Source organism: uncultured Nostoc sp., from assembly GCF_937863485.1.
GTDB lineage: Bacteria > Cyanobacteriota > Cyanobacteriia > Cyanobacteriales > Nostocaceae > Nostoc.
This window is the reverse complement of record NZ_CALMFY010000123.1, coordinates 1-22,363: the sequence shown is the minus strand read 5'-3', so window position 1 is coordinate 22,363 and position 22,363 is coordinate 1. Positions and strand designations below refer to the sequence as shown.

The following is a 22,363-nucleotide window of genomic DNA, read 5'->3' as shown; positions in this document are numbered from 1 at the left end:
CTTACTTATCCTGACTGATTTTCGTCCTCTTTGCAAAAAACTGGGATGCTCCCCAATGGTATCCATAAAAGACTTCACAATCATAATTTCTCTTTTGCTGAAAGCGATGATTATACTAAAAGAAATTAGTGATATTAAATCTGCAAAAACATTACTAATAGCGCTAGTAGTTTGAATGTGAGATTTTTCAGCTATCTCGATTGCTTTGTCTTTTATTTTTTCTGTTATTACCTCTGAAGAAAGTGGTGGCGCTTGATTGAGTAAATGTTCAAATTTTAATGCCTGCTCAAAATTATGTAATTCATGGAGAGCTTCTTTCTGTATATCATAATTGAGGAAAGTTTGAATTTGATTCTCTCCTCTAATCTTTTCTAATAGGGGAACTACTAAGAATTGCTTAGAAAAATGCTGAGTTAAAAACGGTACAATAATTAGAACTAATAAAAATCTTAGAGCAGTTTTTGTCCGATTTCGAGAACTTCGGTAACTTCTAATAAATTCTTCTTCTGCCTGCGGGGAGAATCCCGCTTTAATTCTATTAACTGTATTGCCAAAAGACCTTGGAATTGCCCCAGTTTTTTGAGATGGAAGTAGGGCTTGAATATTATTGATATCAGATGAGTCTAGCTGTTCCTTGATTTCGCTCTGGTTAATTTGTGATGGTTGAGAACCTGATTCTAACTCGCTATTGCTAATTAGTTCATCTTTGATAGCGTACTTCTCTACAACTTCATCAATAACCTTCAACTTTTCTAATAAAACAGAATTAGAGATATTGACAATTCCCCGACTAAGCCGGAATTCTGCAAGCCTGATTTTGATAATAGTTAAATTCTTCTCAAGGTATCCTTGCCAGTAAGACATCACATTTTCAGTATAATTGACTGATTCTGATGATATTTTTTTGTTACCAAAATGTTCGTTCTCGATGTTTTTAATTCTCTGAGCTGCTTGTTGAGCTTCTAATAGCGCCCTTTCTGGTGTATCTAAAAACCAATCCTGAAGCGATCGCAAATATTCTTTGAGATTTTGGCGAAGTAAATTTGCTGTTTTGGTGAATGAGTTTTTCATGATATATATGACTATTTATATAATCTGTATTATAGTTATACAAGCATGACAAATGGGTAATATCTAGTTTAAAATATTATTAACTATTACCCAAGACATATTAGATAAATCTCTTATTTCGAGTGTACACCTATTAGAGGATTAGGTACAGGTAAGGGGTGATTTTCTCTGATTTTAAATCGACCCGTATCGGCATCGAAAGCAAAGACTTCTCTACTCTCAATTTCATAAATCCAGGCGTAAAAGGTAAGTTGACCTCTGTGGAGTCTAGTACCGCAAGGCGGAAGTCACTCATTCAAAAGTATTACGGAATGAGCTTTTCAGGGTTTTTAAATGGTTGCTCTATTTTCACCGTGGCGTAGTAGAGTGAATGAGGTATGTAGATGATGTGTCAATAATGTGACACGAATGAGAATTAGACTTTACAGCTTGATTAGGAGGCTTTGTAGCGACTTACCCTGTTAAGATTTTTTAGCCTTATTTAGAAAAATTCTCAAAGAACTAAAATAGATATATCTTGAGTTAGTTTTACTAAGCTTGTCTAACAAGTATAACTTGAGCATTTTTGATGGGAAATAAAATATTCTTATCCTGTCCTTTGTTGAAAACTCGCCATATGATTATCTGATGCTATATCGGCACAAAATAAAAGTTGGTGACTACAGCAAGCAAAAAAATCTCAACCCAGAATTTATTGGCAATATGAAACTCAGTCTGTGCATGATTGTGAAAAACGAATCAGCAACACTACCTAAATGCCTGAACAGTGTCAGAAATGTGGTGGATGAAATGGTCGTCTTGGATACAGGTTCAATTGATCGCACTCCCAATATTGCCCAACAACTCGGTGCAAAAGTCTATCATTTTAAATGGTGTAATGACTTCAGTGCTGCCCGTAATGCAGCTCTAAAATATGTCACTGGTGATTGGATTCTGGTATTAGATGCTGATGAAACTCTGACACCAGCAATTTTCCCGCAATTGCGGGAGGTGATCGCAAGAGACGAATACCTGCTTATCAACCTTCTCCGCCACGAAATTGGTGCAGAACAATCTCCCTATTCTCTGGTTTCCAGGCTATTTCGCAATCATCCAGATATTCGTTTTGACCGTCCATACCATGCTTTAGTGGATGATAGTGTGTCAGCAATTTTAACCAAAGAACCCCATTGGCAAGTAGGTTATTTACCAGGAGTAGCACTTTTACACGTAGGATATCAAAAAAGTGCGATCGCTCAAAATAACAAATATGCCAAAGCAGCTACGGCGATGGAAGGGTTTCTCGCAACTCATCCTGATGACCCCTATGTTTGCAGTAAATTAGGGGCATTGTATGTGCAAACTGGGAAAATTTCCCCAGGTATGGAGTTGCTTAGACGAGGAATCACCGCTGCTGAAGAAAACTACGATATTTTATATGAACTCCACTATCATTTAGGCATTGCCTACAGTCGGTTGCAAAAATCTCCACAGGCTATTTCTCACTATAAAGCTGCCATCAAATTGCCAATTTATCCCATGCTCAAATTAGGAGCATACAACAACTTGGGTAACTTACTCAAAGCAGCAGGAGATTTCGATGGTGCGAAAACTGCTTACGCCACAACTTTGAAAATTGACCCAACTTTTGTTGTTGGACATTATAATTTAGCGATGATATTTAAGGCTTTAGGTTTATTTACAGATGCGATCGCATATTATCAAAATGCAATCGAGTTAAATCCCAACTATGCGGAAGCGTATCAAAATTTAGGGGTAGTGTTGCTCAAAGTTGGCAATCATCAAGATAGTTTAACAGCTTTTAGAAAAGCGATCGCTATTCATGAAAGGTATAATCCCGAAGAGGCGAAGAGACTACGCCAGGGGTTGCAGGAGATGGAGTTGATGTAGAGGTGAGGGGCATGGGGGAGAATAATAACTTTGGTGTTAACTTTTAACTCCTAACTCTTAACTCCTAATTCTTGACAAATGACATTAGGATATTAGTATCAATATTTCAGAGATTCCTATGAGCCAAACCATCGATGAACGGGTACGTTGGACAAGTGCAGACTTAGAGTTATTGCCAGATAACGGTAATCGCTACGAAATTATTGATGGAGAATTATTTGTGACTAGGGCACCGCATTGGGGACATCAAAAAGCCACAGCAAATATTTGTGGAGAATTAAGAACTTGGTCACTCTCAACAGGTCTTGGTGAGGCTGTGCCAACACCAGGAATTATTTTTACTGATGCAGATAATGTCATTCCCGATGTGGTTTGGGTAAGTAAAGAACGGCTCGCTATTTTACTTGATAATGAAGGACATTTAACGGGAGCGCCAGAACTGGTTGTAGAAGTACTTTCTCCTGGGACGCAGAACGAGCGACGAGACAGGGAAGTCAAGCTGAAATTATATGCTTCCAGAGGAGTTCAAGAATATTGGATTTTAAACTGGCAATTACAACAGATTGAAGTATACCGCCGAGAAAAAGCTGTTCTTAAATTAGTGGCAACATTATTCGCTACAGATGATCTCTCTTCACCTCTGTTACCAAATTTTGTTTGCACTGTGGCACGGTTATTTGTGTAAATACGTGGAACTTCAAGCTTGGTTCTCGAAAGTTCCAGTTTGGAACATGAAACTTCAGCTTCGCAAGCTGAAACTTTAGTCTCAGAAAGTGGAACTTCGAGTTTGGAACTCGGAACTTCAGCTTCAAAACTCGGAATTTCAGCTTCAGAACTCGGAAGTTCAGCTTCAGAACTCAAAACTTCAGCTTCAGAACTCAAAACTTCAGCTTCAGAACTCGGAACTTCAGCTTCAGAACTCAAAACTTCAGCTTCAGAACTGGGAACTTTTAGCTCGGAACAGAAAACATAAGGCTGAGAATCCTGAACATCAGGTTAAAAGACTTGCGATTAAAAAAATGAATCAGGGTTTCGATAAGCAAAAGAAAGGAGATTTGCAAGGAGCGATCGCAGCTTATACTGAAGCAATTCGCCTCAATCCTAACTTTGCCCAAGCCTACACCAACCGGGGTGTTGTCCGCGCTGATTTGGGAGATAACAAGGGGGCAATTACTGACTTGCAGCAAGCCGCAGATATCTTTAAACAACAAGGAAAAATAGAGGATGCCCAAAAATTGCTGGAAATCATCAACCAGCTTCAGAAGTAGATCCTTGAGGCGTTGCATCTGTACGGGATGATTTTGATGGTTTTCTTGTACCAAGGGATTTATAATGGCCAAGGGTGGGTATTGCTAGACTAGAATTATTCCCGTTTGCTTTTCTTCAGGAGCCATGTCCACAGTAGTTAGGCAATCCTTGACACTGGAGGAGTTTCTCGACCTACCAGAAACAAAACCTGCCAGCGAATACATTAACAGTAAGATTATTACCAAGCCAATGCCAAAAGGGAAGCATAGTCGATTGCAGTTAAGACTGTGCAACAGTATTAACGATGTTACCGAAAGCCTTCATGTTGCTTATGCCTTTCCCGAACTGCGCTGTAGTTTTGGTGTCCGTTCAATAGTACCTGATGTAGCAGTCTTCACCTGGTCGCGCATTCCCTTTGCTGCTGATGGGGAAGCACCTAATGATTTTCTGCTTTCTCCAGACTGGACAATTGAAATTCTTTCTCCAGAACAAAGTTCAAATCGAGTTACAGGAAATATTCTCTATTGCTTAGATCATGGTTGCCAATTAGGTTGGTTGATAGACCCAGAAGATCGTTCCATTTTGGTCTTCCGTCCCAATCAACAACCAGAACTTTTGCAGGGTGATGAGCGTTTGCCAGTGTTAGCCGGGATAGACTTGGAGTTAACAGTTGCGACTGTGTTTGGTTGGCTAAAAATGAGCAGTTAGCTCGACTTTATCCATTTAGCCTTGCATCAAAATTGCTATTAAAATCTGCATTAAGATTTCCAAATCAGTTGGCACCCGATACAACAATAAATCTTGACTCACTTTCCTCTCTTGGCGATCAAAACTACCAAACTGCCAAATATCCCCAGTAGTCACAGCACCATATAAGATTGGCTCATCTGATTCTACCCACGTATCCAAGGCAATCAACTCCGTCGCTAACTGGATATATCACCGTGTTAAGTCTGCCTGTTTTGCTTCTACCACTAAAATATTGTGTTCTGACTGAAGATAGTAGTTTAAGTCACCTCTAAGGTACTAGTTAACCTCAATCGGATACTCGATATTAACTATTGCTTTTGTAATTTGGGCTACTTCTAATAAGATGGGTGCAATTATTACCTCCCGTCTAGCCGCTTCACTATTTAGACTAACACGAGCGATCGCTTCTTCTAGGCGTTGGCGTAAGTCTGCTAGTCGAGTCAGTAATTCTGAAGCAGCGATAGGTAAATTGATTGTTGCTTTAGTTAAAGTTACTCCTAATTCTCGCAGAATATCGGCGGGAGCAAAATTCATTTGGAAATAGCTGCGGAATGTGTAGAATTCATTTGGTTTAAGTATCGGGGGACGGTGACGTTCAGTCATGGTAAAATCCGCAGTTATAATATTGAAATTATTTTTATTCGTTTTATTAAAATAGATCAAGAATACGATAATGTAACTTCAGCTTTGGAACTCGGAACTTGAGCTTCGTAAATATTAACTTCACCTTTTTAACTATTAACTTTAGCTTCGGAACTCGAAACTTCAGCTTCGGAACTCGTAACTTCAAGCTTGGAACTCGAAACTTCAAGCTTGGAACTCGAAACTTCAGGTTTGAAAATGAACTCCACCCGTTCTGAGTCGAAAAGGTGGAGTTAATAAGTTGGAGAGTTGGTAAATTGTCCTCACAAATGACAACTAACTAAATACGCGACTTGACAAATTTCTCTAATCTATCCATTCCCTTTTCAATCGTCGCCATATCTGTGGCGTAGGAAAGGCGAATGTTGTCATCAGCGCCAAAAGCAATTCCGGGAATGACTGCAACTTGATGTTTTTCCAACAAGGCGTCACAAAATTCTAGGGATTTTAGACCGGTTTTGCTGATATCAGGGAACAGATAAAAAGCGCCATCTGGTGAAACAGTACTCAATCCCGGAATAGCGTTGAGTCTTTCTAGCATTACCTGTCGCCGTTTAGCGAAGGCTTGGCGCATTTCTTCGACACAATCTTGATGACTTTCCAAAGCTGCGATCGCACCATATTGGGCAAAGGTACACACGTTAGATGTACTATGCCCTTGGATGGTACTCGCTGCTTTAATAATCTCTACTGGCCCCGCTAAATAGCCGATACGCCACCCAGTCATGGAATAAGCCTTCGCAAACCCATTACTGATCAAAGTGCGGTCAAAAATTTCCTTCCCTAGAGAACCGATGCTGATATGTTCTGCACCGTCGTAGAGAATCTTTTCGTAAATCTCATCAGAGACAACAAAGATATCTGCATCAACTACTACCTTCGCCAGTGCTTTGATTTCATCTGGCGTGTAAACCATCCCTGTAGGATTAGATGGGGAGTTGAGGATAAATAACTTCGTCTTCGGCGTGATTGCTTTACGGAGTTGTTCGGGAGTAATTTTATAACCGGTCGTGGCATCTGTAGAGACAATCACCGGGATTCCACCGACTAAAGTCACCATTTCGGGATAACTTAGCCAGTAGGGCGCAGGGATAATTACCTCATCACCTGGATCGATTAGCGCCACTATTAAGTTGTACAAAGAATGCTTACCGCCATTGGTGACGATCACATTCTCTGACTTGTAATCAAGACCGTTATCAATTTTAAGCTTACGGGCGATCGCTTCCCTTAACTTTGGTTCTCCAGCTGCTGCACCGTACTTGGTTTTGCCTTCATCCAAAGCTTTTACTGCTGCGGCTTTAATATGCGCTGGGGTATCAAAATCTGGTTCACCAGCGCTAAAACTACAAACATCTATTCCCTCTACCTTCAGTGCCTTAGCCTTGGCTGCGATCGCTAAGGTTAATGAAGGTGTTACCTGACTTACTCTTGCTGCCAGCTTCATTCTTACTATTTTTGGCAAATCTTTCACTTATCTAAGGATATCCCACAATTCCTACCAAGATTTGCTTTTTCTGAATTCGTTAGGAACTGGATAATTACGAAGAATTACTGACTCTTCACCCTTGACTGTTAACAATATAATCTATGTAGTGTTTTAATTTTAGGCAAAACTAACTGTTCATATGCGATTCAATAAACTTTTCATCACATCTTCTCTGTTAATTACTGGTCTTTTCATACCTAATGCTGCCATTGCTCAAAATCGCGGTACTCCGGGTCAATTTGATTTTTATGTACTGACACTCTCTTGGTCACCAGATTATTGTGCAGCAAATGGTACCCGTGACCCGCAGCAGTGTGGTTCTGGAAAGAAACTTGGTTTTGTACTACATGGTTTGTGGCCACAGTATCAAAGTGGTTATCCTGCTAATTGTTCCACACAAAAATTACCGTTGGAAGTAAAGCGACGGTTTGCCAATTTGTTTCCTAGCCCTAAACTTCTCGATCATGAATGGGAAAAACATGGTACTTGTTCGGGGAAAACTCCTGCGGAATACTTGGCATTTAGTAAAAAGTTAAAAAATGCGATCGCTATTCCCCCAGCTTATAATCGTCCTAATAAACCCTTGCGAACCACAATTACAAATTTTAAAAATTCATTTGTCAGTGCTAATAATAAAATTACTGCTGATGGTATAGCACCTTTTTGTTCTGGTTCGGGAAGATTTTTGCAAGAAGTCTTCTTTTGTTATTCCAAAAACGGTGAAGCTGGTATTTGTAGTGCGGAGATTTTGAAGCGATCGCAAAAAAGTTGTGGTCAGCCAGATTTCTTAGTGAGAAACGTTAGATAAGAATGAGCATTGGGCAAGGGGGAAAATTAAAATTACCTCTTCCCCTCTGCTCCCTGCTCCCCTGGTTACTGAGCGCAGTCGAAGTATGCTCTCTGCCTCTGCCGCTACTCCCTAAGCTATCGTCACATCTGGCGACAAGTAAACATCTTGGATGGTGTGAAATAGCTTCACACCTTCCTCAAAGGGACGTTGGAAGGTCTTTCGCCCAGAAATTAATCCCGAACCACCAGCCCGTTTGTTAATTACGGCGGTGCGTATTGCTTCGGCAAAGTCATTTTTACCAGTCGCCCCACCAGAATTAATCAGCCCCACACGCCCAGAGTAGCAATTCAGCACCTGGTAACGAGTTAAATCAATTGGGTGATCAGTTGTCAATTCTGTGTAAACCCGCTCATCGGTTTTGCCGTAACTCTTACCAGTAGCTTTAGCGACTGCACCATAACCATTGTTATTTTCGGGTAACTTTTGTTTGATGATGTCGGCTTCAATCGTTACACCCAAATGATTCGCTTGTCCGGTGAGGTCAGCCGCAAGGTGGTAATCTTTATCTTGTTTAAAAGCGTTATTCCGCAGATAGCACCAGAGAATAGTCGCCAAACCGAGTTCATGGGCGCGTTTAAAAGCTTTGCTGATTTCTTGAATTTGTCTGGTAGACTGGTCTGAACCAAAGTAAATTGTCGCACCGACGGCGGTGGCCCCTAAATTCCAAGCTTGTTCCACATCAGCAAACAATACCTGGTCAAATTGATTGGGGAAAGTCAGCAATTCGTTGTGATTGATTTTGGCAATAAAGGGAATTTTGTGGGCATACTTGCGCGAAACAATCCCTAATGTCCCCAAAGTCGTAGCAACCGCATTGCAACCTGCGGCGATCGCTAATCTGATAATATTTTCTGGGTCAAAGTAAATCGGATTGGGCGCAAAAGACGCACCTGCTGAATGTTCAATCCCTTGGTCTACCGGTAGAATAGACAGATATCCTGTGTTTGCAAGACGACCAGTAGAATAAAGTAACTGGAGATTACGCAATACTTGAGGGTTGCGATCGCTGTTAAGCCAGATTCGATCTACAAAGTCTGGCCCCGGCAAATGTATTAAATCCTGAGAAACTTTTGCTTTGTAGGTAAGCAGGTCTTCAGCCTCTTTACCTAGCAATGACTCGATAGAATTAGCCTCTCTGAGCGTTGTAGTCATAGCGTTTTCCTGAACAATTTAGCAAATGACCTTTGCCTTTAAGATAGCATTTTTAATATTCCTAGCCTGGTTGTACGGGTATTAACTATATTTAAAATCCTTATGATCTAGCAGTCTGAAATCATCTGTAAAAACTTGTTTTACTCATTAAGCGTGAGATTTAATTGTCATAATTTGCGTTTTCTCCCAAATAAATAACTACTTAAGAAAGATGCAAAGTGATAGGATAACGCTCAAGACCAGAATTTGTCTCCCAGTTTGCAGGTTAATTGTCTTTAACAGAGTTGCTGCAACCATCTTGATCTGATCCTTTTTATTCTTTCCTTGCTGAATTTCTTTGACCATAAATAAATTTAGAATTGTTCGTAGCGCAATGATCACAGCTAGTTTACCAATTTCGTCCTAAGTTGGAGCGATCGCACTAGTACCGCAAGGCGGAAGTTAAAAGGAGCCAGTGCGTTGGGGAGCCAGCGCGGTCTTGGGGGTTTCCCCCATGAGCGACTGGCGTCCGGCTCTGCCGACTTGTACCCCTACGGGGATCTTGCTACGCGCAGCGTCTCCCTTAGGAGAAGCAACTGGCGTTCAAAAGTCAAAAGTATTACGGAATTTCCTCTTTAGCCTCGTTCAGCTTTTTACAGCGGCTAAAGAAAAAAACCATGATCTTGACTATGGCTTCCAATACAGCGATACCAATGATAATGCCAGTGAAGATATCAACTGTAGCAAGTATCGTCAAATTCGTGACGAAAGCTTCCATATAGTTTATTTCATGGGTTTGGGCAGCCAAACGCCCACACGCAAAGGATTGGCAGGAGTCAGGAGCTTTCTGTTAGTTGCTCAATCATGCTATCTTCGTATCCTATCTACGATTGACAGGAAAATGAGTAAGTTTCAAATCGATATCGACTTCAGCAAAACTGATTTAGCTTCCCTTGAGACAGAAGAAGATTTTCAAAGAGAGGCAAAAACATTACTCCCAAAGGTACTGGTAAAACTAGGTGAAAGTGTAGGTGAAAAGACCTGGGAAGAATTACAGCTAAAGCTGCAAGGCGCTGGAGGTAAACTCAAATCTTCTCCAAGCGAGAAACGCAGGTTTATTCAAGAAACAGGAAGAACTTATCAACGAAATGCCAGTAATAGAGAAAGACAAGAACTCGAAGACTATATAGTAGAGCAATTACGCCAGCACAAGCAGTAAATATCTCCCTAAGTCTGATGTTCGTGTATTTTAACTTCTATTTTTAGCAGTAGTTTTGGTAGGGTGCATTACGCCAAAGGCTAACGTACCACTTTACCTAACTTCTAGTGTTCAAAATCATTGTAGGCCCTACACATGTGGTCTATTCACTTGAAAACCGCTGTATAACATTTCTAAAGATAAGACTTTCTTACGAATCAACTCCGTTCGCGGCGATTCTCAGGTAGATTATATAAAGCGTCGCTTTGGTAAATAAAAACTCTAGGCAACGAATAGTTTAGCTTAGATGAGTGTTTGAACTGCGTCAACGAGTCTTTGATACTCGTGAATGAGTGTTTGAACTGCGTTAACGAGTCTTTGATACTCGTGAATGAGTCTTTGAACTCCGTTAACGAGTGTATGAACTCCGTTAACGAGTCTTTGATACTCGTGAATGAGTCTTTGAACTCCGTCAACGAGTCTTTGAACTGCGTCAACGAGTCTTTAATACTCGTGAATGAGTCTTTGAACTCCGTTAACAAGTCTTTGAGATTATGTCCGGCAGAATATTTGTCATTGCGAGCAAAGCGAAGCAATCGCAAGGATGTTGGGATTGCTTGGCTTCTCTACGAGACGCTTTGCGATCGCTCCCAATGACATATCATAAGTTAATTTACCGGACATGATTCAAATAAACCAGCGGCGAATCAACTCCACCTGGAAGCGATAGCCATCGTCAACTTCCTCAATTAACTCCCGTTGCAACAGCAAGCTGAAAGTAATATTAGCATCGGGGAACTGTTGCAACAAAGTTTGGCGGCTAACTATAGCCCCTTCCCCTTGAGCGGCGATAAAACGTAGAATAGCTTGTCCGGTAGCGTCTACTTGATTGTTTTGAATATCAGCAAAGAAAAAACTACCACTTTGCAAAGCTTCTGGTATCGCGGCTTCCACATCCGCTAAAATTGCCAATCGCCGGATAGAGGGGTCTTGCTCGTTTTTAAGAACAATAATTTCTGCACAGAGTAGTTGTACTAAGAATGGGTGACAACGGGTGAGTTGTAGCACTCGCTCAACGGCGTTGGGTTCATAGCGGAGAGTAAAATCTTTGACGGGACATTCAATTAATTGTCGTACTTCCGCTTCTTTGAGGTAGGAGATATGCACTACTTGGACATTAATGAGATAACTAGCCCAGCGCTGATATTCTTCGATAGTATGAGAGCCAGCCAGTAACACCTTGAAACGGGGACGGTGTTGGATGAGGTGACGCAGCATACCCAAAATATCCTGTTCATCAAAGCGACCTTTGGCTATGGCGTTGTCTAGCACCTCGAATTCATCTAGCGCTAGTAAGGCTGTATTTTGTTCTAGAGCCTGTTCTACTTTATCTAGCCATTCATAGAAATAAGTGAAGGGGTCAGATTTTAGTATTTCGCGGGCTAGGGACGGTAGAGTTAAACCTTGCTTTTTCGCTGACTTCTCCATATCTCTAGCCAGGTTGTAAAGAAAACCTGCATGGTCACTAGCGGATGAAGGTGCGCCTTGCAAGTCTACAAACATGGGGATGATGTTACTAGGTAGTAATTTTCCGATGTTATTAAGGAGAGAAGTTTTACCCATGCGTCGCTGACCGTATAGTAGCAGAGGTGGACGACGGCGATCTAAAAGTAACTGCTCAATGCGTAAGCCAATGTCGTCGCACCCTGTGAAAATTTCTTGCTTTAGTGTAAGCGGTACACCAATAATATAAGGGTTATCAATTTCTTTATTTTGTTCAAATTTGATAGCTAGTTCTTCTATTTTTTTGTTGATTATATCCAGCCATCTTTTAGCAAAAGGTAGAAAGTAAGAAGCATATTTATTATTAGTACGATTGAAGTTTTCTAACTGTCCATTTAACTTTTCTGTTACATATTTGAGAGCTATACGCTGGTTGTAATTACTTCTTTGTTCTAATGCTGCGTTTACATCCTGACTGATGCGAGTAAAAATCCGTAGGACAGAATTAATTGAGTTCCCTAATTTCTCAATTTCTATGGTGCGATGAACCTGACTTATAGCTTCTACATCACCACATTTTCTGAGGCTCAATGCATCTTTGCAAATTTGAACAGCCCAATGTTGCAGACTTTCATTGAGATAATCAATGGCAGCTTCACCCTCGCTTGGGTTATGTTCTATGACTAAAAGTAAGTACTTATCTAAGCCATATAAAGGTATGCGCTGAAATTGATCCCAAAAGGCTGAATGATAGCGTAATAAACTCGAATACTGATCTATACTTCTCTCAATTTGTTGAGAAGGCAAAGGTAATATTGACTCTATAAATGTTTCATTGTTGCGCCTTTGATTAATTCGATAAGGAAATATATTAGACAATCTTAAAAAAATAGAAGGCTGGTTGATGCGGTTTTTTTCCAACCGATAAAGTGCTAAATTCCATAATTGGAGTGATGGGTATAAAACTATTGGTCGCCATAAGTTGATAGTGATACCCAGAAAGAACAGCACAGCAAAAATAACACCATACGCAACGCCTAACGCTACACCATGTACCAGACCACCAGCTACACCAAAGCCTAGACCTCCTGGTATACCAAAGAGCAAGCCTAATATTATCAGCGTATTGAAGTATTCATTATCAATTTTTTCTGCCACGCCTAACGCCATGCCAAACGCCACGCGAAAAGCTATATTTGCGATTGGTTCACCCAATGTCCACAGCACCAAGCCCAATAATAAGTTAGCTAGGATAGGTAAGATAAAACATCCCTGGATGAACAACCGCCACAGAGCAAGGTTCCGCCATCGCCCTTGTCTCAACAAGATAATTAGAGAGGAGTTAGAGTCTAAAGCAGGGTCAATACGCTCAAGGTGGTTACGCAACGCTGAAGGACGGAAAAACAGCCAGAAAAGTAGTTGCAGGCTACCCAAGATCGAGTTAGTGTGCTGCTCAGGTGTATAGGTGTAGGCATTGCGTGGAACACCTGATGTTTTCATGTGCGTTTTTCAGCTTCCTGACTTGATTCAGAGAATACCTCTGTAGTGAATTGCTATTTTGCTTGTAACAAGTCAAAGTTATTTTGTCATCTGCATGAAAGGATAACAACAATGAAGAGATCGCATAAATTGCATACATCTCATGATGAGCATAGCGCTATTTGATGACTTTGATGTTAATAATACTTTTAAAACATCCTTTGAGAAAGGATTTTAGATTTAAATTTGACAAGATAAATATTTCAGCAAAGCTATAATCATATATCCGACATTCCGCAAGTTTAGTTTTGTTCTCAGATATTTATGGTAAGTTATAGCCTCAAACCTTTGTTGGATAAAGAATATGAGCGTTTACTGCTGATTTATGTTTTTTATACCTTATTGATATTGTTCTCAACTATTCTTGGAATCGATCAATCTATATGGGCTGAAACTCAGGAAATTTGTGAAAGCGATCGCCAACCAGCGGAATGCTAAAATCTGTATCTTCTGAATTATTTGTCAGACCAAGCTTGGCAGTCTTTTGGCATTGTAAAAAATTTTAAAAAATAAATCAATCGACTCTAAAAATTTATGAGCATTGTATTGAATAAATCACCTATAACTGAACATCTAATCTAATAGCCATCTAATATTCAACCATAAGTCAGCTAGGTGTAAACTTTTTTTCAACTCAGTTCTCAACCAGTACCATACTGTAATTAGTAGAGTGGTAAAAAAATACTATTTTATTAAAAGCCACAAACATCATAACCAAGTCTATTCAACTTCCTCATAGACTAAGAGTATCGTATTTGCGTTGATATCTATGGTGTTCAGTGAATATGAAGGGAGAGAAAAAGTAAATTATGAGCAAAGAACTTCAACAAAAATTAAATTCAAGAGGTAGGCATCAGTTAGAGAGCGGTAGTTTTTCAGGCATTGTAGAAGTTTTGATCCGCACTCAAAGACCGCTAAACTCCGATCAGAAGCAGCAAATGCGGCAAGCAGGCTGTAGACTAAGATCGATTGTGGGTAATGTATTAACTGGAATGGTAACTGATGTTGAGCATTTAGAAAATGTAGCTCAATTACCATTTGTTTGTCAAATGGAACTCTCTACTCCTATGTTTCAAGAGGCATAAAACTAAGAAAGGGGCGTCTTGGTGAGAAAATTAGATCCGCGATTGCGATACTTGCTCAGTAAAACTACTGATTTTCTTCCTGAATCTAATGTAACTCTTGAATCTACCGCGGAGAAATCTAGCTTTTTAGAATTTGTCGAGCCTATAAAGTCTCCTAGAGAAATACCAAAAGTTTCAGAAATAAAACAGCCACCTTATATGGTGGCTGTTTTAGTGAGTTGCAACCGTAATTTTGAGCTAGAAAGCTTGCGAAAAGCTGGAATGAATGTGTATAGCATTATTAAAGGCTTTTACACGGTTGTGAGTGGGGAAGTCCTTACATCTGACTTGCACAAACTGGATGAATTAGAATTTGTGATGCAGGTGGAGGCGCCACGTCCAATGATGTTGGAAGAACTCGACATTTCTCTCGTAGAAACAGGCGCAAATGCAATACACGATTTTGACCTGCCAGTAAAAGGTAAGGGGATCATTGTTGCTATTATTGACTTTGGCATTGATTATACCCATCCCAGTTTCCGTCATCAGGACGGTACATCACGTATTCTGTATTTGTGGGATCAAGATGCACCCTTAGAACATCAGCAAGATCCAACAGAAGAAATGGAGGAAGGACTGTTTACACGTGATGGAACAGTAAAGTACGGACGAGAATATACCAGAGAGCAAATAGATCAAGTTTTAAGGAACGATCAAAATTCCTCTGCTGTAGTTTCTCACATAGACAGTAGTGGGCATGGAACTCATGTGGCTGGGATTGCCGCTGGAAATGGCTTTGTTGCCGACGAAAATGGCATTTTTAGTCAAGATAATTATGTAGGAATAGCTCCGGAAGCAGATTTAATTGTTGTTGCATTGAAACGAACAGAACAACCAAATAACCAACCAGAAAAAAGAATTACTCTAGGAAACTCAGCCAATGTTTTGCAAGCATTAGACTATATTGTTCAGCGTGCAAATGGTTGCCCCGTTGCCATTAATATTAGTCTGGGAACAAATGCTGGTGGACATTCAGGTGAAACGCTCTTGGAGACGGCTATAGATAACTTGGCACGACAGTGTAATGTTGTGATAGTCAAATCAGCAGGCAATGAGCAAACAAACTGCATCCATGCAGGTGGGACAATTACTCAAACAGAAGAAGTGATATTGGAATTAGAGGTGCCTAGTTCTACAACGAGAACCTACCTCGAACTGTGGTATGAAAATTCAACAGACCAGAACATCAGTATTGCTTTGCGCTCACCTAGTGGCGAGACAATAAATTTTGTAAATTCGGAAAATTCTGATGGCTGGATAGAACGTACCCTTGCAGGGAGGAATATCAGGATAGATAGTGATAAGAATACAGGGGACACAGTTATAACGATTAGGATCGACACATATATTCCTAGTGGAAATATTCAGCCGGGAAATTGGCAATTGCTGTTACAAGGCAACCAGATAACAGAAGGTCGTTATGATATCTGGATTGACAACAGCGACAACGCCATAAAATTTACCAAATCTTGTGCAGATGCTAGCCGTACAATTACGATTCCAGGCACTGCCAAACAAATAATTACCGTTGGTTCTTATCTAATTCGTCACAGGAATGACGACTTGAGTCAACCGATAGGAAGCATTTCGTCTTTCAGCTGTTCTGGGACTACACGTTATGGGTTACAAAAGCCAGAAATCGCTGCTCCTGGCGAATGGATCATTTCTGCTCGTTCTAAGAAATGTAAGGCATCTCGCGACCCTGATGGATGGCACACAACATTATGTGGTACAAGTATGGCAGCACCCCATGTAACGGGAGCATCTGCCTTAATTTTGAGTGTGTGTCCGGGCTTAACTTGCGAACAGGTAAAGCAAATTTTAATGAAAACCGCTCTGTCGGATGAGTTTACCTCTGAAGTACCCAATCATAGTTGGGGCAGTGGTAAATTGAATGTTCAGGCAGCAGTTAAATTTGCCTATCAATGTGCCGAGAATTTTCTGTTTCCGAGAATTAGCAATGTACAAATCAACGGAGCAACACTTTCTTGGGAAACGGATATGCCGACGAAAGCTATCGTGCGCTTTCACACTCAACAGGATAAGTTAAGGCTAGGTAAGTTTTTTGGGCAACAGGGCCAAATGTGTTAGGCATTTAACTTGATTTAGGGACTGAGGGGAATACTGGATTGGTAGGTAAGCTCAAGTTGACACCAATAGCAGTATTGCATCCGATTATGAGGACTACAAATTAAAAAGGAGTTAGGAATAAATAACTCCTAATGGGACTTAGACAAAAAATACCGAAAAAATAGCCTCAAACCTATATCCAGAAAGACTTTGACATCGCCTTACTTGGTTTGTTGATATATCTGAGTTTCAGACATTTTTGAGAATTTGGTGTATTTCCCTTACCCTGTATGGGTTTAAAGCTTGTTTCTCCCTTAAAAATGTTTAAGTCCCGCTAATACCAATTCTCTAAGAGGCTGCACAAAATCAGGCTTGGTAAGACTTGGGACTTAAGCAAATTGTTCTATGCAACCTCACAGGTAATCGGTATAACTCTTAACTCCTAACTTTTAACTTTTTACAGCGCACAACTCAACTCGCCGGCTTTTTGACTGAAGCGGTGATTTTCGCGGTAGTCCACGGGACAGTCTATCACAGCAGGTACATCTTGAGCGAGGGCTTCTTTGAGGGTGGGAATCAAATCTAGAGCCGATTCAACTCGGTAGCCTTTTAAGCCCATGCTTTCGGCTAATTTGACAAAATCAGGATTGCTAAAATGCACAAAGGATGAGTTTCCTTTGCCAAATTGATTTTCTTGCTTCCACTCAATTAACCCATAGCCTCCATCATTGAAAATTATGGTGACAAAGGGCGTACCGACACGCAAGGCTGTTTCTAATTCCTGAGAATTCATCATAAAACCGCCATCGCCTGTTACAGCAACGACTTTGCGCTTAGGATGAACGAGTTTTGCTGCTAAAGCGCCAGGAATGGCAATACCCATAGCTGCGAAGCCGTTGGAAATTATGCAAGTATTGGGGCTATGGCAATGATAATGACGGGCCATCCACATCTTATGTGCGCCAACATCAGAGATGACGATATCATCTGGGCCCATGACTTGCCGTAAGTCATAAATTAACTTTTGCGGCTTAATGGGAAATCCGTCATCATGGGCATACTGTTCGTAATCAGCCCGAATATCTGATCTTAAGCTGATGGCAAAGGGATCAGGTTTACCTTGTCTGTCGGCTAATTTTAAAATTTCATACAGGGAATCTGAAATATCTCCCACGACTTCGGCATTGGGAATATAACTACTATCAATTTCCGCCGAACTTACCCCAATATGCACAATCGGAATTTCACCATTCCGATTCCATTTCTTGGGGGAAAACTCAATCAAATCATAACCGATCGCAATTACTAAATCTGTGTTATCAAAGCCACAAGTAATAAAATCTCTTTGCTGTAATCCCACTGACCACAAAGCTAATTGATGTGTATAGGGAATCACGCCTTTACCCATAAAAGTATTGGCAACAGGTATATTCAGCAATGTAGCAAATTGTGTGACTGCATCACTTGCATGAGCGCGAATTGCCCCATTTCCTACTAAGATTAATGGATTAACTGCTTGGCAAATTGCGGCGGCTGCTGCCCGAATGCTAGCAAAAGATGCATAGCTTTTTTCGCTATTATCCTTACGCAAAGGTTTGCCTTCCACGGGCATGGCAGCAATATTTTCGGGCAAATCGATGTGAACTGCACCAGGTTTTTCAGATTGCGCTCGCTTAAATGCTTTCCGGACTACTTCTGGTGTAATACTTGGTCGCACAATCTGCTTATTCCACTTGGTAACAGGTGCAAACATTGCCACCAAATCTAAATATTGATGGGATTCAATATGCATTCTATCTGTTCCCACTTGACCGGTAATCGCCACTAAGGGCGCACCATCGAGGTTAGCATCTGCTACCCCGGTCATCAAGTTGGTTGCCCCTGGCCCAAGAGTAGAAAGACAGACTCCGGCTTTTCCTGTCAGGCGTCCGTAGACATCGGCCATGAATGCTGCACCCTGTTCATGACGAGTCGTAATAAATTTAATGGAAGAATGTTTGAGCGCTTCCAAAACGTGCAGGTTTTCTTCGCCAGGGAGTCCAAAAATATATTGCACTCCTTCATTTTCTAGGCACTGCACCAATAATTCTGCTGTATTCATTTTATTTCCTAACTAGCAACGAATAAGACTTTAGTCATTTGTTCTTTGACTAATGACAAATGACTAATGACTAATCACTTCACCCACACAGTTTTAACATTGACAAACTCATGTATCCCTTGGATACTCAATTCTCTGCCATATCCAGAACGCTTAATGCCGCCAAAGGGCAATCGGGGATCAGATTTGACCATACCGTTGATAAACACGGCACCTGCTTCGATTTCCTCAACCAAGCGATCGCTCTCTTGATCATTGGTTGTCCAAGCACTTGCACCTAAGCCAAAGGGACTGTCATTAGCAAGTTTAATGGCAGCATTGATATCTGAAACCCGGAATAACAAGGCTACCGGGCCAAAAAATTCTTCTTTTGCAATTGGTGCCTCAGGCGGGATATCTATGATAATCGTTGGCGGATAAAAGTTCCCTGGACGATCTGATAATGGATGTCCACCGGTGAGGACTTTAGCACCGCTGCTGATCGCATCTTGCACTTGTTGATCTAAATCCTGGAGAATACCAGGAGTTGCCAGTGGACCTAAATCGGTATCTGGTTGCATGGGATCGCCTACTTTCAGCGTCTCAAATTTTTCTAAAAGCAATTTTTCAAATTTGTCTGCGATCGCTTCTGCGACAATAAAACGTTTGGCTGCAATACATGATTGCCCGTTATTTAACATCCGCGCTGTAGTAGCTGTGACAACTGCTGTCTCTAAATCAGCACTTCCTAACACAATAAACGGGTCACTTCCTCCCAATTCCAAAACAGTTTTTTTAATTTGTTTGCCGGCGGCGACGGCGAGGGATATACCTGCTGGTTCGCTTCCTGTCAAGGTAGCAGCTTTTACGCGGTCATCAGCCATCAAATCGGCGACTTTAGCAGCGCCTATTAATAGAGTTTGAAAAGCACCTTCAGGAAAACCTGCTCGTCGGATAATATCCTCAATTGCCAAGGCGCACTGCGGCACATTGGAAGCATGTTTGAGTAAGCCAACATTTCCCGCCATCAATGCTGGTGCAGCAAAGCGGAATACTTGCCAGAAGGGAAAATTCCACGGCATCACCGCGAGAATTGCACCCATTGGTTGGTAGCGAACAAAACTCTGGCTGGCATCAGTTTTTATACTGACATCAGCCAAAAAACTAGGGGCGTGTTCAGCATAGTAGCGACAGACGACGGCGCATTTTTCGACTTCAGCGATCGCAGCTTTAAATGGCTTACCCATTTCCAGAGTCATCAACTTAGCAAATTCTGCTTTGTCTTGCTCTAAAATATCAGCAGCCTTTTGCAGCCAGTGCGATCGCGTCAAAAAACTAGTCTGACGATACTTTTCAAAAGACTGATTAGCCAAATCGAGTTTAGCAGCAATCTCTGCATCGTTGAGCGCTTCAAAGGTTTTAAGCGTCTCCCCAGTGGCGGGATTAATGGTGACGATAGCCATTACCTGATCTCCCGTTAAAAACAGCTTGAGGTAGGCTTCCTAGTGTTACACATATTAATGTTGGAAGCTACCACCCAAATTTTAGTCTTTTAGCCCAGAATTAGTTGCTTAATATTACAATTTTGCAATTATTTTTGAAAAAAAATATACAATTTAACTATGTATTTATATTGATAAATTGACAATTTTCATTAGTTATTAGTTAGTTGTTTTTTAATGCACCATCACTAAAAATTAATGATTGGACTAATAATTGTTGGCATTTGGTGCAAATTTGTCTGATAAATCTTCACTAATCGCTCAATACCTTTGAAACGATAATCTCCCATTTCTTGGAAATCAAAGGGTTGTGAAAGCATTTTATAGGTGACTTCACTAATCACGCACTCACTAGGAGGACAAACTGCTTCCATGCGAGCCGCAAGATTAATCGTCGCGCCTAATGCCGTATAATCTACCCTTTGAGAGCTACCAACATCTCCCACGACAGCCTTACCGCTGTTAATAGCAATACGTAATTGTAGGGGTTCCTGCCAAAATCCATTGGCATTGAGATGTTCGAGACGAGTGAGCATTCCCTTAGCAGCTGCGGTTGCGCGATCGGCGTGATCTGATTGCGGTTCTGGAGCGCCAAAAAATGCCATAATACAATCGCCAATATACTTATCTAAAGTGCCGCCGTAAGTAAACACTTCTTTTAGCATCTCTTCAAATAAATTATTTAATAGTTGAGCGATCGCAGTTGGTGTTAACCTTTCAGAAATTGCCGTAAAGCCAACCAAATCTGCAAACACAATACTGATTTCGCTCTCGGCGGGAGCTAAACGACCGCCCGGTAATCCGCCTATAGATATCAACTGCTGTACGACTGCTGGAGAATGATAGCGTTCTAGTCGGTGACGAATCATCTCTTCAGTTTTGAGTTTCTCTACCAATAGCCAACGCTGCACGCTAGAAGCCACAAGGTTTGCTAGAGCCGAAAAAAAGCTGAGTTCTTCCTCGCCTTCATTTGCCCAATGGTAAGAAGAAAGATTGGCATCGGCATACAATACGCCCACAACTTTATTTTCATCCCATAAAGGCACCGCCATCGCGCTACGAATACCTTTGACCAAAATACTCTGTTCATCAGCAAATCGTTCATCCTCATGGGTATCGGCGGTTTGAATCACAACTTTTTCGTCAAATACCTTTTGACAGATACTCCGACTAATCCAACTTCCATCTGAGGGGAGATGTTTTTGTTGGGAAACGTTTCTAGTAGCAGCATTCACTAACTCTAATTGACCGCAACCATTAACATCAATTAATAATGCCAAGCGCTCGATACTATCAAGGTAACGAAAAACCACTTGCTGCACCTGGGAAAAAATCTCTTCTATAGACGCCGCCGCTGAGAGATTTTTAGCTATATCCACTAAGTCTTTGAGACGGGCAATGGTTTTGTCCTTGTTATTGATGTCGCCATCTTTACTATCAGCTGCAATCCATTGCTGTTGTAATTGTTCGACATTGTGAAGGATTGTTCTTTGCTCATTAGTGTCCGAAGTTCCGGGATACTCAGGTGTCGATTGGGAAACAGCGCTTGTCAGCAGTACTACCAGGCTAACATTGCCTAGCCAAACGACATCGCCGTGATGTAACTCTTGGGGATAGCTAATAACATATTTATTGACTTGCGTCCCGTTTTTACTACCCAGATCCTCAATAGTCCACACACCGTCAGCCGTTTTCACAAGGCGGGCATGGTTGCGGGATACTCCAGCAAAAGGTAAGTATAAGTTACATTCTGGCAAACGACCAATTGTGAATACATCTTGATCAACTGCGATCGTTGTCTCGGTATCTTCCTCTTGTAGGCGTAGCGTGAGTTCAGTCATGAGTGTGATCCATCGAAGCTAGAAGGTGCAAGCAACTCTAAGGGGGAGCAACGCGAAAAAGTGAGATCGGGGTTTAGTTCTCAATTATACCTCTATATTCTCAACAAAACTTGGTTTTTTAGTTGCGATCGCATCCCGAAACAAGCTATATACGTCCCAGGTTGCAGCACCTCACAAAATCGCGTTGCTCCCCTCTAAGGTAAGTTATACCCTACAGGTTAACCTTCACCTTTTCTTTATGACACTGTTAACTCCATTCCGACAAGTGTATGTGAGAGATATTACATTGAAGGAGGCTATTTTGCTAGAGGTTTAGTTCAATACACAAACTCTCTGATATCAATAGCAGCACTCCCACTCGATACTACAGCATAATATGCACTAGCCCTTTCAAGGTGTTGTGTGATGGGCAGATTTGTAGTTTGGTAAAAAGAG

General features: G+C 41.1%; 21 protein-coding genes. 11 read left to right on the top strand and 10 right to left on the bottom strand.

All coding sequences use genetic code 11. From position 1 onward, the window contains the following. On the bottom strand, window positions 1–1,071 hold a 1,071-nt coding region (locus tag Q0541_RS16755), incomplete at its 3' end, for a proton extrusion protein PcxA (protein ID WP_298912151.1). Between the two features lie 702 nt (window positions 1,072–1,773). Between Q0541_RS16755 and Q0541_RS16750 the strand changes: the two genes are divergently transcribed. The 5 genes from Q0541_RS16750 to Q0541_RS16730 all read left to right on the top strand — a co-directional run bounded on the left by Q0541_RS16750 (window position 1,774) and on the right by Q0541_RS16730 (window position 4,917). Beyond that, on the top strand, window positions 1,774–2,961 hold the full coding sequence (locus tag Q0541_RS16750) for a tetratricopeptide repeat protein (protein ID WP_298912158.1): 1,188 nt from the start codon (window positions 1,774–1,776) through the stop codon (window positions 2,959–2,961). Window positions 2,962–3,079: 118 nt separating this feature from the next. Further along, window positions 3,080–3,646 carry a Uma2 family endonuclease gene (locus Q0541_RS16745; protein WP_298912148.1) on the top strand — a complete coding sequence of 189 codons (567 nt, stop codon included), beginning with the start codon at window positions 3,080–3,082 and terminating at the stop codon, window positions 3,644–3,646. Between the two features lie 18 nt (window positions 3,647–3,664). Then, complete coding sequence (locus tag Q0541_RS16740) at window positions 3,665–3,934, top strand: hypothetical protein (RefSeq protein WP_298912145.1); 270 nt, start codon at window positions 3,665–3,667, stop codon at window positions 3,932–3,934. Window positions 3,935–3,980: 46 nt separating this feature from the next. Then, window positions 3,981–4,229 (top strand): tetratricopeptide repeat protein, encoded by a 249-nt coding sequence (locus tag Q0541_RS16735; RefSeq protein WP_298912142.1) that lies wholly within the window; start codon window positions 3,981–3,983, stop codon window positions 4,227–4,229. 124 nt (window positions 4,230–4,353) lie between these two features. Continuing rightward, window positions 4,354–4,917, top strand: coding sequence for a Uma2 family endonuclease (locus Q0541_RS16730; protein ID WP_298912139.1), 564 nt, complete (start codon window positions 4,354–4,356; stop codon window positions 4,915–4,917). A gap of 15 nt (window positions 4,918–4,932) precedes the next feature. Here Q0541_RS16730 and Q0541_RS34490 read toward each other — a convergent pair whose 3' ends face one another. From Q0541_RS34490 to Q0541_RS16720, 3 genes are all read right to left on the bottom strand, one after another. Then, complete coding sequence (locus Q0541_RS34490) at window positions 4,933–5,118, bottom strand: hypothetical protein (RefSeq protein ID WP_366941890.1); 186 nt, start codon at window positions 5,116–5,118, stop codon at window positions 4,933–4,935. Window positions 5,119–5,235: 117 nt separating this feature from the next. After that, complete coding sequence (locus Q0541_RS34485) at window positions 5,236–5,562, bottom strand: hypothetical protein (protein WP_366941889.1); 327 nt, start codon at window positions 5,560–5,562, stop codon at window positions 5,236–5,238. A gap of 319 nt (window positions 5,563–5,881) precedes the next feature. Continuing rightward, on the bottom strand, window positions 5,882–7,048 hold the full coding sequence (locus Q0541_RS16720; RefSeq protein WP_298912136.1) for a pyridoxal phosphate-dependent aminotransferase: 1,167 nt from the start codon (window positions 7,046–7,048) through the stop codon (window positions 5,882–5,884). 181 nt (window positions 7,049–7,229) lie between these two features. On the opposite strand from Q0541_RS16720, the gene Q0541_RS16715 reads away from it, so the two are divergent. Further along, window positions 7,230–7,898, top strand: coding sequence for a ribonuclease (locus Q0541_RS16715; RefSeq protein ID WP_298912133.1), 669 nt, complete (start codon window positions 7,230–7,232; stop codon window positions 7,896–7,898). Window positions 7,899–8,009: 111 nt separating this feature from the next. On the opposite strand, the gene Q0541_RS16710 is transcribed toward Q0541_RS16715, so the two are convergent. Next, window positions 8,010–9,092: a class I fructose-bisphosphate aldolase gene (locus tag Q0541_RS16710; protein ID WP_298912130.1), complete on the bottom strand. Its 1,083-nt coding sequence runs from the start codon at window positions 9,090–9,092 to the stop codon at window positions 8,010–8,012. Window positions 9,093–9,290: 198 nt separating this feature from the next. After that, entirely contained in the window at window positions 9,291–9,488 is a 198-nt protein-coding gene (locus Q0541_RS34480; protein WP_366941891.1) for a hypothetical protein, read from the bottom strand. Between the two features lie 484 nt (window positions 9,489–9,972). On the opposite strand from Q0541_RS34480, the gene Q0541_RS16705 reads away from it, so the two are divergent. Together Q0541_RS16705 and Q0541_RS16700 are read left to right on the top strand one after the other, a co-directional pair. Next, window positions 9,973–10,290, top strand: a complete 318-nt coding sequence (locus Q0541_RS16705) for a hypothetical protein (RefSeq protein ID WP_298912154.1) — start codon at window positions 9,973–9,975, stop codon at window positions 10,288–10,290. Window positions 10,291–10,689: 399 nt separating this feature from the next. After that, window positions 10,690–10,926 carry a hypothetical protein gene (locus tag Q0541_RS16700; RefSeq protein WP_298912127.1) on the top strand — a complete coding sequence of 79 codons (237 nt, stop codon included), beginning with the start codon at window positions 10,690–10,692 and terminating at the stop codon, window positions 10,924–10,926. A 30-nt stretch (window positions 10,927–10,956) separates the two neighbouring features. On the opposite strand, the gene Q0541_RS16695 is transcribed toward Q0541_RS16700, so the two are convergent. Next, window positions 10,957–13,272 carry an AAA family ATPase gene (locus Q0541_RS16695; RefSeq protein WP_298912124.1) on the bottom strand — a complete coding sequence of 772 codons (2,316 nt, stop codon included), beginning with the start codon at window positions 13,270–13,272 and terminating at the stop codon, window positions 10,957–10,959. 303 nt (window positions 13,273–13,575) lie between these two features. Here Q0541_RS16695 and Q0541_RS16690 point away from each other — a divergent pair, with 303 nt between their 5' ends. The 3 genes from Q0541_RS16690 (at window position 13,576) to Q0541_RS16680 (ending at window position 16,526) form a co-directional block, all read left to right on the top strand. Continuing rightward, window positions 13,576–13,749, top strand: coding sequence for a hypothetical protein (locus tag Q0541_RS16690; RefSeq protein WP_298912121.1), 174 nt, complete (start codon window positions 13,576–13,578; stop codon window positions 13,747–13,749). Window positions 13,750–14,120: 371 nt separating this feature from the next. Next, entirely contained in the window at window positions 14,121–14,396 is a 276-nt protein-coding gene (locus tag Q0541_RS16685; protein ID WP_298912118.1) for a hypothetical protein, read from the top strand. A gap of 21 nt (window positions 14,397–14,417) precedes the next feature. Then, a complete protein-coding gene (locus tag Q0541_RS16680) occupies window positions 14,418–16,526 on the top strand; it encodes a S8 family peptidase (RefSeq protein WP_298912115.1) in 2,109 nt (702 codons plus the stop codon). Between the two features lie 436 nt (window positions 16,527–16,962). Here the strand turns inward: Q0541_RS16680 and Q0541_RS16675 are convergent, their stop codons facing one another. The 3 genes from Q0541_RS16675 to Q0541_RS16665 form a co-directional block, all read right to left on the bottom strand. Next, window positions 16,963–18,606, bottom strand: a complete 1,644-nt coding sequence (locus Q0541_RS16675; RefSeq protein WP_298912112.1) for an acetolactate synthase large subunit — start codon at window positions 18,604–18,606, stop codon at window positions 16,963–16,965. Between the two features lie 74 nt (window positions 18,607–18,680). Then, complete coding sequence (locus Q0541_RS16670) at window positions 18,681–20,048, bottom strand: NAD-dependent succinate-semialdehyde dehydrogenase (protein WP_298912109.1); 1,368 nt, start codon at window positions 20,046–20,048, stop codon at window positions 18,681–18,683. Window positions 20,049–20,275: 227 nt separating this feature from the next. Next, window positions 20,276–21,928 carry an adenylate/guanylate cyclase domain-containing protein gene (locus Q0541_RS16665; protein WP_298912106.1) on the bottom strand — a complete coding sequence of 551 codons (1,653 nt, stop codon included), beginning with the start codon at window positions 21,926–21,928 and terminating at the stop codon, window positions 20,276–20,278. Between the last annotated feature and the right edge of the window lie 435 nt (window positions 21,929–22,363).

Bases quoted from the DNA above. Each gene is read 5' to 3' on its own strand.
- Q0541_RS16750 (WP_298912158.1), top strand. From the start codon at position 1,774: ATGAAACTCAGTCTGTGCATGATTGTGAAAAACGAATCAGCAACACTA.
- Q0541_RS16745 (WP_298912148.1), top strand. From the start codon at position 3,080: ATGAGCCAAACCATCGATGAACGGGTACGTTGGACAAGTGCAGACTTA.
- Q0541_RS16735 (WP_298912142.1), top strand. From the start codon at position 3,981: ATGAATCAGGGTTTCGATAAGCAAAAGAAAGGAGATTTGCAAGGAGCG.
- Q0541_RS16730 (WP_298912139.1), top strand. From the start codon at position 4,354: ATGTCCACAGTAGTTAGGCAATCCTTGACACTGGAGGAGTTTCTCGAC.
- Q0541_RS34485 (WP_366941889.1), bottom strand. From the start codon at position 5,562: ATGACTGAACGTCACCGTCCCCCGATACTTAAACCAAATGAATTCTAC.
- Q0541_RS16720 (WP_298912136.1), bottom strand. From the start codon at position 7,048: ATGAAGCTGGCAGCAAGAGTAAGTCAGGTAACACCTTCATTAACCTTA.
- Q0541_RS16715 (WP_298912133.1), top strand. From the start codon at position 7,230: ATGCGATTCAATAAACTTTTCATCACATCTTCTCTGTTAATTACTGGT.
- Q0541_RS16710 (WP_298912130.1), bottom strand. From the start codon at position 9,092: ATGACTACAACGCTCAGAGAGGCTAATTCTATCGAGTCATTGCTAGGT.
- Q0541_RS16705 (WP_298912154.1), top strand. From the start codon at position 9,973: ATGAGTAAGTTTCAAATCGATATCGACTTCAGCAAAACTGATTTAGCT.
- Q0541_RS16700 (WP_298912127.1), top strand. From the start codon at position 10,690: ATGAACTCCGTTAACGAGTCTTTGATACTCGTGAATGAGTCTTTGAAC.
- Q0541_RS16695 (WP_298912124.1), bottom strand. From the start codon at position 13,272: ATGAAAACATCAGGTGTTCCACGCAATGCCTACACCTATACACCTGAG.
- Q0541_RS16690 (WP_298912121.1), top strand. From the start codon at position 13,576: ATGGTAAGTTATAGCCTCAAACCTTTGTTGGATAAAGAATATGAGCGT.
- Q0541_RS16685 (WP_298912118.1), top strand. From the start codon at position 14,121: ATGAGCAAAGAACTTCAACAAAAATTAAATTCAAGAGGTAGGCATCAG.
- Q0541_RS16675 (WP_298912112.1), bottom strand. From the start codon at position 18,606: ATGAATACAGCAGAATTATTGGTGCAGTGCCTAGAAAATGAAGGAGTG.
- Q0541_RS16670 (WP_298912109.1), bottom strand. From the start codon at position 20,048: ATGGCTATCGTCACCATTAATCCCGCCACTGGGGAGACGCTTAAAACC.
- Q0541_RS16665 (WP_298912106.1), bottom strand. From the start codon at position 21,928: ATGACTGAACTCACGCTACGCCTACAAGAGGAAGATACCGAGACAACG.